This is a genomic window from Streptomyces sp. NPDC030809 (genome assembly GCF_055572195.1).
In genome coordinates this window covers 147,548-164,414 of record NZ_JBVIDV010000022.1, presented here as the reverse complement: position 1 = coordinate 164,414, position 16,867 = coordinate 147,548, and the positions used below count along the sequence as shown (strand labels likewise).

Genomic DNA, 16,867 nt, shown 5'->3' with positions numbered 1-16,867 from the left:
CTTCGTTCTTGCGTTTCCGACTCTATCAGATCTTTCCGATCCGATTTCCTCGGCGCTTTCCGGTTCCGGCGCTTTCGCGCTTTCCCCTTCCGGCGATTCCAACCTTACCAGACTCTTTTCCGTGTCGTTTCCGACTCGGTATCGAATTCGGTGGCCGTTGGCGGGCCTTTCCCTTTCGGGTGGACCGGACTTTATCAGGTTTCCCTGCTCCGATTGACCACCCGCCCTCGGGGCCGTCCGGGCACACGGGTGTGCACGGGATCCCTCCGAGGCGGAGACGCCAACGTACTGGAGCGGGGCCCCCGGACGCAAATCCGGTTGCCCCGCTCCGGTGCGGGCTGTACGGGTGGTCAGACCTCGACCACGACCGGGAGGATCATCGGGCGGCGGCGGTAGCCGTCCGAGACCCACTTGCCCAGCGTGCGGCGGATGAGCTGCTGCAGCTGGTGGGGCTCGGCCACCCCGTCCGCGGCGGCCCTCGCGATGGCCTCCTCGATCTTCGGGACGACCGAGGCGAAGGCGGAGTCCTCGATGCCGGAGCCGCGGGCGTTGATGTTCGGGCCGCCGACGACCTTGCCGGTGGTGCTGTCCACCACGACGAAGACCGAGATGATGCCTTCGTCCCCGAGGATGCGGCGGTCCTTGAGCGAGGCCTCGGTGACGTCGCCGACCGAGAGGCCGTCCACGTACACGTAGCCGGCCTGGACCTTGCCGGTGATCCGCGCCTTGCCGTCGACCAGGTCGACGACCACGCCGTCCTCGGCGATCACGATGCGGTCCGCGGGGACGCCGGTCATGACGCCCAGCTCGGCGTTGGCCCGCAGGTGGCGCCACTCGCCGTGCACCGGCATCAGGTTCTTCGGCTTGCAGATGTTGTAGAAGTACAGCAGCTCGCCGGCCGAGGCGTGGCCCGAGACGTGCACCTTGGCGTTGCCCTTGTGCACGACGTTGGCGCCCCAGCGGGTCAGGCCGTTGATCACGCGGTAGACCGCGTTCTCGTTGCCCGGGATCAGGGACGAGGCCAGGATGACCGTGTCGCCGGGGACGATGCGGATCTGGTGGTCCCGGTTCGCCATGCGGGAGAGCGCGGCCATGGGCTCGCCCTGGGAGCCGGTGCAGATCAGCACGACCTCGTCGTCCGGCAGGTCGTCGAGGGTCTTGACGTCGACGACGAGCCCGGCGGGGACCCGCAGGTAGCCCAGGTCACGGGCGATGCCCATGTTCCGGACCATCGAGCGGCCGACGAAGGCGACCCGGCGGCCGTACTCGTGCGCGGCGTCCAGGACCTGCTGGATGCGGTGCACGTGGCTGGCGAAGCTCGCCACGATGATCCGCTTCCGGGCGCCCGCGAAGACCCCGCGGATCACGTTCGAGATGTCGCGCTCGGGCGGGACGAAGCCCGGGACCTCGGCGTTCGTGGAGTCCGAGAGGAGGAGGTCGATGCCCTCCTCGCTCAGACGCGCGAACGCGTGCAGGTCGGTGAGGCGGTTGTCCATCGGGAGCTGGTCCATCTTGAAGTCGCCGGTGGCGACCACCAGGCCCGCGGGGGTGCGGATGGCGACGGCCAGGGCGTCCGGGATGGAGTGGTTGACCGCGATGAACTCGCAGTCGAAGGGTCCGAGGTTCTCCCGCTCGCCTTCCTTCACCTCCAGGGTGTACGGACGGATGCGGTGCTCCTGGAGCTTCGCCTCGATCAGCGCGAGGGTCAGCTTGGAACCGATCAGCGGAATGTCCGGCTTCTCCCGCAGGAGGTAGGGGACGGCGCCGATGTGGTCCTCGTGGCCGTGCGTGAGGACGATGCCCTCGACGTCGTCGAGCCGGTCCCTGATGGACGAGAAGTCCGGCAGGATCAGGTCGATGCCCGGCTGCTCCTCCTCGGGGAAGAGGACGCCGCAGTCGACGATCAGGAGGCGGCCGTCGAACTCGAAGACGGTCATGTTGCGGCCGATCTCGCCGAGGCCACCGAGCGGGGTGACGCGCAGGCCGCCCTTGGGCAGCTTCGGCGGCGGGCCGAGTTCCGGATGCGGATGGCTCAAAAGACTCTCCTCACCACACGCGCCACGTACCTCAGGAGGCACGTGGCGCGCATGACATTCGTGCACTTGCTGTTGTCTGGGTCGATCTCTTCAGTTGTGGTGCTTATTCGGTTGTGAAGTCCGTTGTCAGAGCTGTACCCCGCCGGCGGCGAGATCGATCTTGAGCTGGGCGGTTTCCTCGTCGGTCAGGCCGATGAGGGGCAGGCGCAGCGGGCCGGCGGGCAGGCCCTGGAGGTTCAGGGCGGCCTTGGTGGTCATGACTCCCTGGGTGCGGAACATGCCCGTGAAGACCGGAAGCAGCTTCTGGTGGATCTCGGTCGCCTTCTGCACGTCCCCGCTGAGGTGGGCCTCCAGCATGGTCCGCAGGTCCGGGGCGACCACGTGGCCGACCACGGAGACGAAGCCCACGGCGCCCACGGAGAGCAGCGGCAGGTTGAGCATGTCGTCGCCGGAGTACCAGGCCAGGCCGCTGCGCGCGATGGCCCAGCTGGCGCGGCCGAGGTCGCCCTTGGCGTCCTTGTTGGCCACGATCCGCGGGTGCTCGGCGAGGCGGACCATGGTGTCCGTGTCGATCGGGACGCCGGTGCGGCCGGGGATGTCGTAGAGCATGACCGGGAGGCCGGTGGCGTCCGCGACGGCGGTGAAGTGCCGGTACAGCGCCTCCTGCGGGGGCTTGCTGTAGTACGGGGTCACGGCGAGGAGGCCGTGGGCGCCGACGCGCTCGGCCTCGCGGGCCAGCTCCAGGGTGTGGGCGGTGTCGTTGGTGCCGATGCCGGCGACGACGTGGGCGCGGTCGCCGACCGCTTCGAGTACGGCTCGTACGAGGTCGCTTTTCTCCGCGTCGCTGGTGGTGGGGGACTCGCCGGTGGTCCCGTTGACGATCAGGCCGTCGTTGCCTGCGTCCACCAGATGGGCAGCCAGTCGCTGCGCGCCGTCGAGGTCGAGTGCGCCGTCCGCCGTGAAAGGCGTGATCATGGCGGTGAGGACCCGCCCGAAGGGGGTCTGCGGAGTGGAGATCGGAGCCATGGGTAACACGCTACTCGCTGCTCTGCTCGCGGTGTCCCCTCGGGGGATGTGAACGCGTTGTTGGAGCCCGGCACTGCCTGCTCGGGGGTTCAAGCAGTGCCGGGTCCGTTTGATCAGCCTAGATGAACTTCTCGAAACGTCGCAATACGGACACTTCGACTGATTCCTTCGAACATGCGTACGCGCTAGGGGGCCACGCGCCCGTTCGCGTTGAACGCCGCGTACGTCAGGGGCATCAGCTGGGCCCAGTGCTGCTCCATCTTCTCGCCGACCATCTCGATCTCACGCTGCGGGAACGAGGGCACCGCGGCCAGCTCGTGCTGGGTCCGCAGACCGAGGAAGTGCATGAGCGAGCGGGCGTTGCAGGTCGCGTACATCGACGAGAACAGGCCGACCGGCAGCACCGCACGGGCCACCTCGCGGGCCACGCCGGCGGCGAGCATCTCCTGGTACGTGGCGTAGGCCTGGCGGTACGAGTCCTCCATGGAGCGCGCCACCAGCTCCTGCTGCTCCTGCGTGCCCTCGACGAACACGTACTTGCCCGGGCGGCCCTCCTGCACGAGCTTGCGCTCGGCGTCCGGCACGTAGAACACCGGCTGGAGCTCCCGGTAGCGGCCCGACTCCTCGTTGTACGACCAGCCCACCCGGTGCCGCATGAACTCGCGGAACACGAAGATGGGGGCGCTGATGAAGAAGGTCATCGAGTTGTGCTCGAAGGGGCTGCCGTGACGGTCCCTCATCAGGTAGTTGATGAGCCCCTTGGAGCGCTCGGGGTCCTTCCGGAGCTCGTCCAGGGACTGCTCGCCGGCCGTCGACACGCGGGCCGCCCACAGCACGTCGCTGTCGGCCGCGGCGTGCTTGACCAGCTCGACGGTCACGTCGCTGCGCAGGTCGATCTTCAGCTCGGGTGTCTCGCTCACGAGGTCCTTCCAGGTCACATCGTCCAGGCCGCGACCACTGTACGGGGCCCGCGTCCGCCCTCTTGCCGACGCACAATCAGGGATTTTCGGCAATCTGCCGGAATCCGGCACGGATTGGCCCTTTCGTACGTCTGACCAAGTAGCAACGTGACGCACCCGACGCCGTTCACCACCACCGTGAGGAGAGCCACCCCATGTTCCACCCCCAGCTGCCGCTGGGAGGTACCCCCTCTCGCGAGCCCGTGCCGTTCGCCTTCGTCGCCGAGGCGGACCGGTTCCGCAGCAACGTCACTCCCCCGCCTCGGGAGAGTCTGAGCAGGACTCAGATGGCCGCCCGTAGTCTGGTCGGACTCACGGTGGTGGCGGGTCTGGTCGGTGCCCTGCTGTTCGGGATACCGGCGCTGCAGCCCCATCAGGCGACCGGCAAGGGGCAGCAGTCCGAGGCCACGGACACCCGCTGACCCGTCCGGGCCCCCGGGGGTGGAAGGCCGGGGACGGGCTGGATAGCCTCACCTGGCACAGTGAGACCGAATGTGCATGTGAGTGAGGATCAGCCGTGCCCCTGCCCTTCCTGACGGCGGACAGCGCATTCGACGCGCAAGATGACGACTCCGCTCTGCCCTACGACGACCGCGAGCGCTGGCGCCGCCCCTACCGGCCCGGTCCCTGGCGCGTGGCCGCGGGAGCCCTGCTGCTGCTCCTGGCCTCGTTCATGCTGCTGGCCACCATGATCGTCGCCTTCGCGGGGGCGCTCGTGGGGGCGGTGGTCTGCCTGGTGGCGGCCGCCCTGGTGATCACGCTGGCCCTGCGGCTGCTGCGCATGGGTGCCTGGGTGAGCCCGCAGGGGCTGCGCCGGGTGACCCTGCTGCGGACCCGTACGTACGCCTGGGGCGAGGTGGCCGAGGTGCGCACCAGCCAGCAGCCGGTGCGCTGGCTGGGCCTGCCGCGGACGGTGCAGGGCCAGGCCCTGACGGTGACGCCGCGCGGTGCCGACCGGCAGCCGGTGCTGCTGCTGACGGACCACAACGCGGACTTCCTGTCGCGCTCGGAGGCGTTCGACCGGGCGGCGGACCTGGTCGCGGCCTGGGCGGCGGAGTACCGGACGGCGGAGCCCGCCGCACCGCAGCCGCAGCCCGAGCCGGTGCCGCAGGCCGGCTGAACGGGCGGATCCGTCCGGCCCCGCCCGTCCGGCCCCGTACGGGTCCGTCCGGGTCGCCGCGGACCGGTGGAGTGAAGGAGCCTTCCGGCCCGTGCAGGTCAGCCCTGCACGGGCCGGTTCGCGTGGGTGTGCAGGGCGATGGCGCGCTGCATCGCCTTGCGGGCGCGGGGGGTGTCGCGGGCGTCGTGGTAGGCCACCGCGAGCCGGAACCAGGTGCGCCAGTCGTTCGGGGCGTCTTCGGTCTCGGCCTTGCGGCGCGCGAAGACCTCGTCCGCGGAGTCCCGGACGATCCGGCCGTACTGGTCCCGGGCGAGCTCGTCCACGGGCAGCCCGCCCTCGGCCTCCAGTTCCCCCGCCAGGCGGTTGGCCCGGGTGACGAAGCGGGTGTTCTGCCACAGGAACCAGATGCCGACGACCGGCAGGATCAGCACGGCCGCACCGAAGGTGACGGTGAGCCAGGTGCCCTGCCGGATCAGCATCAGGCCGCGGCTGCCGGCCAGGACGAAGTAGACGACCAGGACGGCGGCCGTGATGAAGTAGGTGATCTTCGCGCGCATGGGGTGCTGCCTGCTGTTCAGCCGAGGTCGAGGAAGTTTTCCAGGCCGAAGGTGAGGCCCGGGGTCTGCACCACGCGGCGGGCGCCGAGCAGGATGCCCGGCATGAAGCTGCTGTGGTGCAGGGAGTCGTGACGGATGGTCAGGGTCTCGCCCTCTCCGCCGAGCAGCACCTCCTGGTGGGCCAGCAGGCCGCGCAGGCGGACCGCGTGCACGGGGACCCCGTCCACGTTCGCGCCGCGGGCCCCGTCGAGGGCGGTGGCCGTGGCGTCGGGCTGCGGGGCGCAGCCTGCCTTCGTCCGGGCCTCGGCGATCAGCTGGGCGGTGCGGGTGGCGGTGCCGGAGGGGGCGTCCACCTTGTTGGGGTGGTGCAGCTCGACGACCTCGACCGACTCGAAGTAGCGCGCGGCCTGGGCCGCGAACTTCATGGTGAGGACGGCCCCGATGGAGAAGTTCGGGGCGATGAGCACGCCGGTCTCCGGGGAGCCGGAGAGCCAGGTGTCGAGCTGCGCGAGGCGGTCCTCGGTCCAGCCGGTGGTGCCGACCACGGCGTGGATGCCGTGGCGGACGCAGAAGTCGAGGTTGCCCATCACGGAGGCCGGGGTGGTCAGCTCCACCGCGACCTGCGCGCCGGTCTCCTCCAGCGTTTCCAGCCGGTCTCCGCGGCCGAGGGCCGCGACCAGTTCCATGTCCTCGGCGGCCTCGACGGCCCGTACGGCCTCGGAGCCGATCCGGCCCTGGGCGCCGAGGACGGCCACGCGCAGCTTGCTCATGTCTTCGCTTCCTTACGTACCTACGGGACTAGGCGACCGCTTCGTCCAGGCGGGCGGCCTGCTTCTCCTTGAGCGGGCCGATGACCGAGAGCGAAGGGCGCTGGGCCAGTACATCCTGTGCGACGGCGCGGACGTCGTCCGGGGTCACCGCCGCGATGCTGGTCAGCATGTCGTCCACGGACATCTGGGTGCCCCAGCACAGCTCGCTCTTGCCGATGCGGTTCATCAGGGCCCCGGTGTCCTCCAGGCCGAGGACGGTGGAGCCGGAGAGCTGGCCGATGGCGCGGTTGATCTCCTCGTCGGTCAGACCGTCCGAGGCGACCTTGTCGAGCTCGTCGCGGCAGATCCTGAGGACGTCGTGCACCTGGTTGGGGCGGCAGCCCGCGTACACGCCGAAGAGGCCGCAGTCGGCGAAGCCGGAGGTGTACGAGTACACGCTGTAGGCCAGGCCGCGCTTCTCCCGGACCTCCTGGAAGAGCCGGGAGGACATGCCGCCGCCGAGGGCGGTGTTGAGCACGCCGAGGGCCCAGCGGCGCTCGTCGGTGCGGGCCAGGCCGGGCATGCCGAGGACCACGTGGGCCTGCTCGGTCTTGCGGTTCATCAGCTCGACGCGGCCGGCGGTGCGCAGGGTGCGGTGGCCGGCGCGGGGCCGGACGGGCACGGCGTCGGTGCGGGTGAGCGCGCCGGCCTTCTCGAAGGCGGCGCGGACCTGGCGGACCACCTTGGCGTGGTCCACGTTGCCGGCGGCGGCGACGACCAGGTGGGTCGGGTCGTAGTGCTTCTTGTAGAAGCGGGCGATCTGGTCGCGGCTCAGCGCGTTGATCGTCTCCACGGACCCGAGCACGGGGCGGCCCAGGGGGGTGTCGCCGAGCATGGTGTGCGCGAACAGGTCGTGGACCATGTCGCCGGGGTCGTCCTCGGTCATCGCGATCTCTTCGAGGATGACCCCGCGCTCGGCGTCCACGTCGGATTCGAGGATCAGCGAGCCGGTGAGCATGTCGCAGACCACGTCGATGGCGAGCGGCAGGTCGGTGTCGAGCACCCGTGCGTAGTAGCAGGTGTACTCCTTCGCCGTGAAGGCGTTCATCTCGCCGCCGACCGCGTCGATGGCGGCGGAGATGTCGAGGGCGGACCGCTTGGCGGTGCCCTTGAAGAGGAGGTGCTCCAGGTAGTGCGTGGCACCGTTGAGCGTGGGCGTCTCGTCGCGGGAGCCGACGTGCGCCCAGATGCCGAAGGTGGCGGAGCGGACGGAGGGCAGCGTCTCGGTGACGATGCGGAGTCCGCCCGGCAGGGTCGTGCGGCGGACGGTGCCGATGCCGTCACGGCCCTTGAGGAGGGTTTGGGTACGGGCGACGGCCCGCCCCTCCGAAGAGGGGCGGGCCGTCACACGGGAACTGCGCGACGTCACTTGTCGGAGTCGTCCTTGTTCTCGTCGGCGGCGTCCTCGCCCTCGATCACGGGGATCAGGGAGAGCTTGCCGCGCTGGTCGATCTCGGCGATCTCGACCTGGACCTTGGTGCCGACCGCGAGCACGTCCTCGACGTTCTCCACGCGCTTGCCACCGGCGAGCTTGCGGATCTGCGAGATGTGCAGCAGGCCGTCCTTGCCCGGGAGCAGGGAGACGAAGGCACCGAAGGTGGTGGTCTTGACGACCGTGCCCAGGTAGCGCTCGCCGACCTCCGGCATGGTCGGGTTGGCGATGCCGTTGATCGTGGCGCGGGCGGCCTCGGCGGCCGGGCCGTCGGCGGCACCGATGTAGATGGTGCCGTCGTCCTCGATCGTGATCTCGGCGCCGGTGTCCTCCTGGATCTGGTTGATCATCTTGCCCTTGGGGCCGATGACCTCGCCGATCTTGTCCACGGGGATCTTGACGGTGATGATCCGCGGGGCGTTGGGGGACATCTCGTCCGGCGTGTCGATCGCTTCCATCATCACGTCGAGGATGTGGAGGCGGGCGTCGCGGGCCTGCTTGAGGGCCGCGGCCAGGACGGAGGCCGGGATGCCGTCCAGCTTGGTGTCGAGCTGGAGGGCGGTCACGAACTCCTTGGTGCCGGCGACCTTGAAGTCCATGTCGCCGAAGGCGTCCTCCGCACCGAGGATGTCGGTGAGGGCGACGTAGTGCGTCTGGCCGTCGATCTCCTGGGAGATCAGGCCCATGGCGATGCCGGCGACGGGGGCCTTCAGGGGCACACCCGCGTTCAGCAGCGACATGGTGGAGGCGCAGACCGAGCCCATGGACGTCGAGCCGTTGGAGCCGAGGGCCTCGGACACCTGGCGGATCGCGTACGGGAACTCCTCGCGCGTCGGCAGCACGGGCACGATGGCGCGCTCGGCCAGGGCGCCGTGGCCGATCTCGCGGCGCTTCGGCGAACCGACGCGGCCGGTCTCGCCGACGGAGTACGGCGGGAAGTTGTAGTTGTGCATGTAGCGCTTGCGGGTCACCGGGGAGAGGGTGTCCAGCTGCTGCTCCATGCGGAGCATGTTGAGGGTGGTGACGCCCAGGATCTGGGTCTCGCCGCGCTCGAACAGGGCGGAGCCGTGGACCCGCGGGATGGCCTCGACCTCGGCGGCCAGGGTGCGGATGTCCGTGATGCCGCGGCCGTCGATGCGGACCTTGTCCTTGATGACGCGCTCGCGCACCAGGGCCTTGGTCAGGCTGCGGTAGGCGGCCGAGATCTCCTTCTCGCGGCCCTCGAAGGCCGGGAGGAGCTTGTCGGCGGCGATCTCCTTGACGCGGTCCAGCTCGGCCTCGCGGTCCTGCTTGCCCGCGATGGTCAGCGCCTGCGCGAGCTCGCCGCGGACGGCCTCTTCGAGGGCCGCGTAGACGTCGTCCTGGTAGTCCAGGAAGACCGGGAACTCGCCCTCGGGCTTGGCGGCCTTGGCGGCCAGGTCGGCCTGGGCCTTGCAGAGGACCTTGATGAAGGGCTTCGCGGCCTCGAGACCGGCGGCGACGACCTCCTCGGTCGGCGCCTCGGCGCCGCCCTTGACCAGCTGGATGGTCTTCTCGGTGGCCTCGGCCTCGACCATCATGATCGCGACGTCGCCGTCCTCCAGGACGCGGCCCGCGACGACCATGTCGAAGACGGCGTCCTCGAGCTCGGTGTGCGTCGGGAACGCGACCCACTGGCCCTTGATCAGCGCGACGCGGACGCCGCCGATCGGGCCGGAGAAGGGCAGGCCGGCCAGCTGGGTGGACGCGGACGCGGCGTTGATCGCGATGACGTCGTACAGGTGGTCCGGGTTCAGCGCCATGACGGTGGCGACGACCTGGATCTCGTTGCGCAGGCCCTTCTTGAAGGACGGGCGCAGCGGGCGGTCGATCAGGCGGCAGGTGAGGATCGCGTCCTCGGAGGGCCGGCCCTCGCGGCGGAAGAAGGAGCCGGGGATCTTGCCGGCCGCGTACATGCGCTCCTCGACGTCCACCGTGAGGGGGAAGAAGTCGAGCTGGTCCTTGGGCTTCTTCGACGCGGAGGTGGCCGAAAGCACCATCGTGTCGTCGTCCAGGTAGGCAACGGCGGAGCCGGCGGCCTGGCGGGCCAGACGGCCCGTCTCGAAGCGGATGGTGCGGGTGCCGAAGGTGCCGTTGTCGATGACGGCCTCGGCGTAGTGGGTCTCGTTCTCCACTAGCGTTTTCTCCATTTTCGTCGTCTCCGTCCGCCGCCCGTGTGGCGGTGGACGGTTGCGGAGAAGCGCTCCTTGCGTGCGGGCCGGTCTTCGATCGAAGCACCCGGTACGGGGCCCCCACGGGCTCTCCGGGTGCCACTACCGAGGACCGGCGGCGGAGGGAGTGCGCTCCTCCTCTTCAGTTGTGCGGCTGCGATGCGCGCGAAACGCGCGCGGTTCCAGACTACAAAGCGTCCGGTACGTCCCGCACGTACAGCAAAGGGAGCGGCCCCATCGTGTGGGAACCGCTCCCTTCACAGCGTCTTACTTGGCGCCCGCGGCACCGCGGCGGATGCCGAGGCGCTCGACCAGCGTACGGAAGCGCTGGATGTCCTTCTTGGCGAGGTACTGCAGCAGGCGGCGACGCTGGCCGACCAGGATCAGCAGACCACGACGGGAGTGGTGGTCGTGCTTGTGCGCCTTGAGGTGCTCGGTCAGGTCCGAGATGCGGCGGGAGAGCATCGCAACCTGGACCTCGGGGGAGCCGGTGTCGCCCTCCTTGGTACCGAACTCGGCGATGATCTGCTTCTTCGTGGCGGTGTCGAGCGACACGTTCACTCCTCTGATGTCTCGTGGCCTCCGAGTGCCCCAGGTCTGCTTCTCTGGGGAGCTTCCGTGACTCGGGAGGCGGGCGCTGTCCGCGCGGATCGCAGCCTCTCGGATGATGTTCCGGGGGAGCTCGCACAGACGGCCGTCACACAGCGTACCAGGCCTCCTGCCCGGCGTGTCTCAGCCCGTGAGCCCGCGGGCTGCGGCGTAGGCGTCCAGTACGGCGAGGGCCAGGGGTACGAGGGAGCACAGGACGGCGGCCTCGGCGAGGTCGAGCACCCTCCCCCACCAGGGTGACAGCCCCTTGCCGGGCGCGGCCAGGGCCCCCGCGGTGAGCAGGCCGGCGCCGAGGGCGAGGGGGGCGGCGAGGCGGATCGTACGGAGGTCCAGGCCGGAGCGGTCCCCGTGGGCGAGGGCGTCCCGGAGGTCCGGCGGCAGCTGCAGGGCGAGGCCGGTGACGAGGAGGACGAGGGCGGCAAGGCCCGCGGCGAGGGCGCAGGCGGCCTGGGCGGGGCGGTGGAAGAGGCGGGCGCGCAGGACCAGGGCGAGGGCGGTGGCGAGGGCGAGGAGCCGGGCGCGGGGGCTGCCGGAGGTGCCGAGGACGGCGGCGGAGCAGGCGGCCGCGGCGCAGGTCCCGGCGAGCAGGCCGAGGAGCAGGTCGCGGGCGCGGCGGGCGCGGGCGGCGACGAGGGCGGGGTCGTGGGCGGGGAGGGCGGGGAGGGCCGCCGGGTCGGGGGCGGGCTGCGGGTGCGGGGCGGGGTCCTCCTGGCGCCCGTACGGGTGGCGGGCCGGGCCGGTGGGGGGTTCGTAGCCGAGGGGGAGGCGGGCGGCGCGGGCGGAGAGGGCCGGGAGGAAGGCGATCAGGCCGAGGGCGGCGGGGGCGCAGACGGCGGCGGCCCCGGTGGCGGTGAGTCCGGCGGTGATGGCGAGGAACGCGGTCAGGGCCCCGGCGGCGGCGAGCACCGCGGCGGCGGTGAAGGGGGCGTCCCCCTCCGGGGTGAGGAGGGTGAGGACGGTGGCGGCGGTCAGCACGCAGAGGCAGCCCAGCAGGAACTGGAGGCGGCCCGGGCCGGTGCCGGGTGCGGGGCCGAGGATCCCGGAGCCCGCGAGCATCAGGTGCGGGAGGGCGGCCAGGCCGAGGGCGGCGGCGCAGCCCCGGTCCCGGTGGATCCGGGCGCGGATCCCGGCGCAGGCGGTGAGCAGCAGGCCGGTGGCCCCGGCGAGGAGGCCGGGCAGGCCGTGCATGTCGTGCCGGGCGGGCTCGGCGTACCAGAGGAGGAGGGCGAGCAGCAGGAGGAGGACTGCGGCTGCGGTGAGCCCGGCCGCGCGCAGCAGGTGCTCCTGGCGCCGCTGCCGGTCGGGGGCGCCCGCGGCGATGGCCTCGCAGACGTCGTCGAAGACGGGCGGCGGGAGGGAGTCGGCGAAGGGGCGCAGGCTGAGCACTTCGCCGTCGAGCACGTGCTGGGCGGCCAGGGTGCGTCCGGAGTCGAGGACGCGGCCGTCGCGGCGGAAGAGGTGGTGGCCGGCGGGGGTGCCGGGGGGCCGGGCCGCTCCGGTGAGGCGTAACAGGTCGGGGTAGAGGTCGGCCAGGGGGAGGTCGTCGGGGAGGGCCAGGTCGACGCGGCGGTCGGGGGCGGCGACGGTGACCCTGCAGAAGCCGGTGGCGGCCGTACTCACCTGTTGCTGTCCTTCGTTCGTCGTTCGTCGTTCGTCGTTCGTCGTTCGTCGTTCGTCGTTCGTCGTTCGTCGTTCGTCGTCCGCCGGGGCGCTCGGGGTGCGGTCGCGGCGGTGGGCGCGGGGGCCGGTCCGGGATGCCGTACGGGGCCGGGCCGGTGCGCGGGCGGGTCCGGCCGGCGGCCGGGCGGGCGGGACGCTACCCGGCCGGAGGGGTGCCGGCGCCGGGCTAGGATCTGCCGCGCGCGGAGGGGAGACCGCGGGGCCCGGGGCGTCCGGCCGGGCCGTGCCCTTCTGCTGCCCAGGGATTGGTGCCCGGTGAGCCAGGTCCTCGTCAAGCGTCCGCCGCGGGTGCTGCCGCCCGAAGTCCCCTCCGACGGGTTAAGCCTGCTGCCGCCGCCCGAACTCCCGCGCGGGCAGCGGGAGGGGGCGCTGATGCAGCTCCTCCCGATGCTCGGCATGGGGTCTTCGGCGGTGTTCTTCTTCCTGTCCCCGCAGGTGTTCATGCGACTCATGGGCGTGCTGATGCTGGCGGCCACGGCGGCGCTGGCGGTGGGGCAGGCGGTGCGCCACCGGCGGGGTGCGGACGGGCAGTTGGACGAGGTGCGGCGGGAGTGGTTCGCGCATCTGGACGCGGCGCGGCGCCAGGTCCGCCGGACGGCGCGGGCCCAGCGGGAGGCGCAGCTCCATCTGCACCCGGATCCGGGGCAGTTGTGGGCGGTGGTTGCCGATGCGGCGCGGCTGTGGGAACGGCGGTCCGGGGACGCCGACTTCGGGCAGGTCCGGGTGGGTCTGGGCACGCAGGCCCTGGCCGCGCCGCTGGTGGCCCCGGAGCCGGCCCCGGGGGCCGTGCCGGAGCCGCTGGCCGCGGCGGCGCTGCGGCGGTTCCTGGCGGTGCACGGGCAGGTGGACGGGCTGCCGGTGGCGGTGTCGGTGCGCGCGTTCCACCGGCTGGTGGTGTCCGGGGAGCCGGAGACGGCCCGGGGCGCGGTGCGGGCCCTGGTGGCGCAGCTGGTGGCACTGCACTCCCCCGAGGACCTGGTGCTGGCGGTGGCGGCGGCGCCGGGGGCGGCCGCGGCGGCGTGGGACTGGGTGAAGTGGCTGCCCCATGCCCAGGTGCGCGGGGAGCCGGACGCCGTGGACGGGGCCGGGTCGCGCCGGCTGTTCGGAAGCGGGCCGGACGGGGTGGAGCGGCTGCTCGCCCCGCTGCTGGAGGGGCGGCCGCGGTTCGCCCGGGACGCACCGCCGGTGGCGGACCGGGCGCACGTGGTGGTGGTCGTGGATGCCGGTGCGGAGGCGGGGGCGGGGGTCTTCGGGGGTGGCGGGCTGCTGCTGCGCGGGGAGCCGGCGTGCACTGCGGCCGGGGGGCTCCAGGGGGTGACGGTCGTGGTGGTGGCGGCGGGCGGTGCAGGGGCGGGGGGTGCAGCCGCGGAGGACGGGCCGGAGGGTGCGGAGGCGGCGGGCGGCGGGGCTGCGGAGCCCGGCGGGTGGCCGGGGCGCGGGCCGGCGCCGGGGGCGAGCGGGGACGCCGTGCCGGCCGGGGAGCTGTCGGTGGTGGTGCGGCCGGGGCTGCTGCGGCTGGAGTCCGGGGCGGGGGTGGCGTACGAGGGGGTGCCGGACGTGCTGGCGCCGGTCGCGGCGGAGGCGCTGGCCCGGCAGCTCGCCCCGCTGCGCACCGGCGGCGCGGACGGGGCGGCGGAGCCGGCGGCGGAGCCGGACTTCGCGGACCTGCTGGGGCTGGACGATCCGGCCGGGGTGGACCCCGGGCGGACCTGGCGGCCTCGGCCGGAGGGCGAGCGGCTGCGGGTGCCGATCGGGGTCGGGGAGGACGGGGAGCCGGTGCGGCTGGACCTCAAGGAGACGGCGCAGGGCGGCATGGGACCGCACGGCCTGTGCGTCGGGGCCACCGGTTCGGGGAAGTCGGAGCTGCTGCGCACGCTGGTGCTGGGGCTTGCGGTCACGCACCCCTCGGAGACGCTCAACTTCGTCCTGGCGGACTTCAAGGGCGGTGCCACCTTCGCGGGTCTGGCGGAGCTGCCGCACGTGGCCGCGGTCATCACCAACCTCGCGGACGACCTGACGCTGGTGGACCGGATGGGCGATGCGGTCCGCGGTGAGCTCCGGCGCCGCCAGGAGCTGCTGCGGGCGGCGGGCAACCATGCGAGCCTCCGCGACTACGAGCGGGCCCGGGCGGCGGGCGCCCCGCTGCCGGCCCTGCCCTCGCTGGTGCTGGTCATCGACGAGTTCAGCGAACTGCTGGCGGCCAAGCCGGAGTTCATCGACATGTTCCTCCAGATCGGCCGGATCGGCCGGTCCCTCGGGGTGCACCTGCTGCTGGCCTCGCAGCGCCTGGAGGAGGGCCGGCTGCGCGGGCTGGACACGTACCTGTCGTACCGGATCGGCCTGCGGACCTTCTCGGCGGCGGAGTCGCGCACCGCCCTGGGCGTGCCGGACGCGTACCACCTGCCGCCGGCCCCCGGGTCGGGCTACCTGAAGCACGGCACGGAGGAGATGACCCGCTTCAAGGCGGCGTACGTGTCGGGGCCCTGCGGGGCGGGGCCCGGGCCGGCGGCCGGGGCTCCCGGGGAACGGGGGTCTGCGGCGCGGCGGCGGCCGGTGCTGTTCACGGCCGCGCCGGTGCCCGTGCCGGAGGCTGCGGTGGAGGCCGGACCGGAGGCCGCGGCGGTGCTCGTACCGGAGGCCGCGGCGGTGCAGGAGACCGGCTCGGTGCTGGACCTGGTCGTCGCGCAGCTGGCCGGGCAGGGGCCGCCCGCGCACCCGGTGTGGCTGCCCCCGCTGGACGAGGCCCCGCCGCTGGACCGGCTCCTGGAGCAGCTGGAGGACGAGAACCGGGGGCCGGGCGGGCGCGCGCCGGCGGGTGGGCTCGTGGTGCCGCTGGGGGTGGTGGACCGGCCCTTCGAGCAGCGGCGGGAGGTGCTGTGCCGGGACTTCTCGGGGGCGGCCGGACACCTGCTCGTGGTGGGCGGCCCGCAGTCGGGCAAATCGGTGCTGCTGCGCACCCTGGTGTGCGCGTTCGCGCTCACCCGCCCCGCCGCCGAAGTGCAGTTCTACGGGCTGGACTTCGGGGGCGGCGGACTGGCCGCGGTGGCCGGCCTGCCGCACGTGGGCGGGGTGGCCTCGCGGCTGGATCCGGAGCGGGTGCGCCGTACGGTCGCGGAGGTCGCGGGGGTGCTCGCGCGGCGCGAGGAGTGCTTCCGGGCGCACGGGGTGGGCTCCATGGCGGAGCACCGGGGGCGGCGGGCGGCCGGGCAACTGCCCGGCGGGGAATCCTTCGGGGACGTGTTCCTGCTGGTCGACGGCTGGGGCGCGTTCCGTGCGGAGCACGAGGCGCTGGAGCCGGTGGTCGCGGACCTCGCGGCGCGCGGACTGGGCTACGGGGTGCACGTGGTGCTGACCGCCTCCCGCCCGATGGAGGTGCGGGCGGCGCTGAAGGACCAGATCCCGGGGCGCCTGGAGCTGCGGCTCGGCGACCCGCTCGACTCCGACTTCGACCGGCGGACGGCCGCGGCCGTGCCCCAGGGCGCGCCGGGCCGGGGGCAGGTCCCCGAAGGGCTGCACTTCCTCGCCGCCGTGCCGCGCGCGGACGGCCGGGCCGGGGCGGCGGACCTGGCCGGGGCCACCGCCGCGCTGGTGGAGTCCGTACGTGCGGGGCGGCCGGGGCCGGCGGCGCCGGAGGTGCGGCTGCTTCCGCCGCTGCTGCCCGCGGACCGGTTGCCGAAGGGATCCGAGCAGCCGGAGCGCGGGATCGCGATCGGGGTGGGCGAGGCGGACTTGGAGCCGGTGTTCGCCGATTTCGAGACGGACCCGTTCTTCCTGGTGTTCGGCGAGGGCGGGTCGGGGAAGACGGCGCTGCTGCGGCTGATCGCGAAGCAGCTGTCGGAGCGCTATCCGCCCGAGCAGGCGCGGATCGTGGTGGGCGACCTCCGGCGGACCCTGCTGGAGGCGGTCGCCCCCTCGCACCTGCTGGAATACGCGCCGACCGCCGAGGCTCTGGAGATGCACGCGGCGGCGGTGGCCGCGCTGATGCGGAGGCGGGCCCCCGGTCCGGACGTCACCCCGCGGCAGCTGCGGGAGCGCAGCTGGTGGTCGGGCCCGAGGCTGTTCGTGCTCGTCGACGACTACGAGCTGGTCGCCGCCGGGGCCGGCAATCCGCTCGCGGAGCTGGTGGAGCTGCTGCCGTACGCGCGGGACGTGGGCGTCCGCTTCGTCGTGGCGCGCAGTGCGGCGGGGGCGGCGCGGGCCGCGTACGACCCCTTCCTGCAGCGGATGCGGGAGCTGGGGGCGCAGGGGGCGGTGCTGTCCGGGGACCGGGGCGAGGGGGAGCTGCTGGGCGGGGTGCGGGCCGCCGCGATGCCGCCCGGGCGCGGGGTGTTCGTGGCGCGGCGGGGCGGGGGTCCGCTGGTCCAGTTCGGTTGGCTGCCCGAGGAGTGGTCGGGGAAGTACGATGCGTGACAAGGCCGTACGCCTGGCCGCACCGCTCCGCCGAAGGGAA

12 protein-coding genes are annotated in these 16,867 nt (G+C 72.8%); 3 read left to right on the top strand and 9 right to left on the bottom strand.

Annotated elements, in window-relative coordinates; all coding sequences use genetic code 11:
* Nucleotides 1–350: 350 nt before the first annotated feature.
* The 3 genes from ACZ407_RS26990 to thyX form a co-directional block, all read right to left on the bottom strand.
* Nucleotides 351–2,036 carry a ribonuclease J gene (locus ACZ407_RS26990; protein ID WP_468132583.1) on the bottom strand — a complete coding sequence of 562 codons (1,686 nt, stop codon included), beginning with the start codon at nt 2,034–2,036 and terminating at the stop codon, nt 351–353.
* Between the two features lie 126 nt (nt 2,037–2,162).
* Entirely contained in the window at nt 2,163–3,062 is a 900-nt protein-coding gene (dapA, locus tag ACZ407_RS26985) for a 4-hydroxy-tetrahydrodipicolinate synthase (protein WP_468132581.1), read from the bottom strand.
* A gap of 185 nt (nt 3,063–3,247) precedes the next feature.
* On the bottom strand, nt 3,248–3,982 hold the full coding sequence (gene thyX / locus ACZ407_RS26980; RefSeq protein ID WP_468132579.1) for an FAD-dependent thymidylate synthase: 735 nt from the start codon (nt 3,980–3,982) through the stop codon (nt 3,248–3,250).
* A 194-nt stretch (nt 3,983–4,176) separates the two neighbouring features.
* On the opposite strand from thyX, the gene ACZ407_RS26975 reads away from it, so the two are divergent.
* On the top strand, nt 4,177–4,443 hold the full coding sequence (locus ACZ407_RS26975; RefSeq protein ID WP_468132577.1) for a hypothetical protein: 267 nt from the start codon (nt 4,177–4,179) through the stop codon (nt 4,441–4,443).
* Nucleotides 4,444–4,538: 95 nt separating this feature from the next.
* A complete protein-coding gene (locus tag ACZ407_RS26970; RefSeq protein ID WP_468132575.1) occupies nt 4,539–5,141 on the top strand; it encodes a PH domain-containing protein in 603 nt (200 codons plus the stop codon).
* 98 nt (nt 5,142–5,239) lie between these two features.
* Here ACZ407_RS26970 and ACZ407_RS26965 read toward each other — a convergent pair whose 3' ends face one another.
* The 6 genes from ACZ407_RS26965 to eccD form a co-directional block, all read right to left on the bottom strand.
* Nucleotides 5,240–5,698: a hypothetical protein gene (locus ACZ407_RS26965; protein WP_468132573.1), complete on the bottom strand. Its 459-nt coding sequence runs from the start codon at nt 5,696–5,698 to the stop codon at nt 5,240–5,242.
* A 17-nt stretch (nt 5,699–5,715) separates the two neighbouring features.
* The gene (dapB, locus tag ACZ407_RS26960; protein WP_468132571.1) at nt 5,716–6,468 is read right to left on the bottom strand and encodes a 4-hydroxy-tetrahydrodipicolinate reductase; all 753 of its coding nucleotides are present in this window, start codon (nt 6,466–6,468) and stop codon (nt 5,716–5,718) included.
* 28 nt (nt 6,469–6,496) lie between these two features.
* Nucleotides 6,497–7,876, bottom strand: coding sequence for a M16 family metallopeptidase (locus tag ACZ407_RS26955; protein WP_468132569.1), 1,380 nt, complete (start codon nt 7,874–7,876; stop codon nt 6,497–6,499).
* Nucleotides 7,873–10,092 carry a polyribonucleotide nucleotidyltransferase gene (locus ACZ407_RS26950; protein ID WP_468132605.1) on the bottom strand — a complete coding sequence of 740 codons (2,220 nt, stop codon included), beginning with the start codon at nt 10,090–10,092 and terminating at the stop codon, nt 7,873–7,875. The genes ACZ407_RS26955 and ACZ407_RS26950 overlap by 4 nt, the downstream gene beginning before the upstream one ends.
* Before the next feature lie 303 nt (nt 10,093–10,395).
* Entirely contained in the window at nt 10,396–10,683 is a 288-nt protein-coding gene (rpsO, locus tag ACZ407_RS26945) for a 30S ribosomal protein S15 (RefSeq protein ID WP_150207049.1), read from the bottom strand.
* 177 nt (nt 10,684–10,860) lie between these two features.
* A complete protein-coding gene (gene eccD / locus ACZ407_RS26940; RefSeq protein ID WP_468132567.1) occupies nt 10,861–12,357 on the bottom strand; it encodes a type VII secretion integral membrane protein EccD in 1,497 nt (498 codons plus the stop codon).
* 315 nt (nt 12,358–12,672) lie between these two features.
* Between eccD and eccCb the strand changes: the two genes are divergently transcribed.
* On the top strand, nt 12,673–16,827 hold the full coding sequence (gene eccCb, locus ACZ407_RS26935) for a type VII secretion protein EccCb (RefSeq protein WP_468132565.1): 4,155 nt from the start codon (nt 12,673–12,675) through the stop codon (nt 16,825–16,827).
* Nucleotides 16,828–16,867: the final 40 nt, after the last annotated feature.

What these genes read in the sequence shown, in the direction of transcription:
- dapB (WP_468132571.1), bottom strand. Translation starts at nt 6,468, where the DNA reads ATGAGCAAGCTGCGCGTGGCCGTCCTCGGCGCCCAGGGCCGGATCGGC.
- ACZ407_RS26975 (WP_468132577.1), top strand. Translation starts at nt 4,177, where the DNA reads ATGTTCCACCCCCAGCTGCCGCTGGGAGGTACCCCCTCTCGCGAGCCC.
- dapA (WP_468132581.1), bottom strand. Translation starts at nt 3,062, where the DNA reads ATGGCTCCGATCTCCACTCCGCAGACCCCCTTCGGGCGGGTCCTCACC.
- ACZ407_RS26965 (WP_468132573.1), bottom strand. Translation starts at nt 5,698, where the DNA reads ATGCGCGCGAAGATCACCTACTTCATCACGGCCGCCGTCCTGGTCGTC.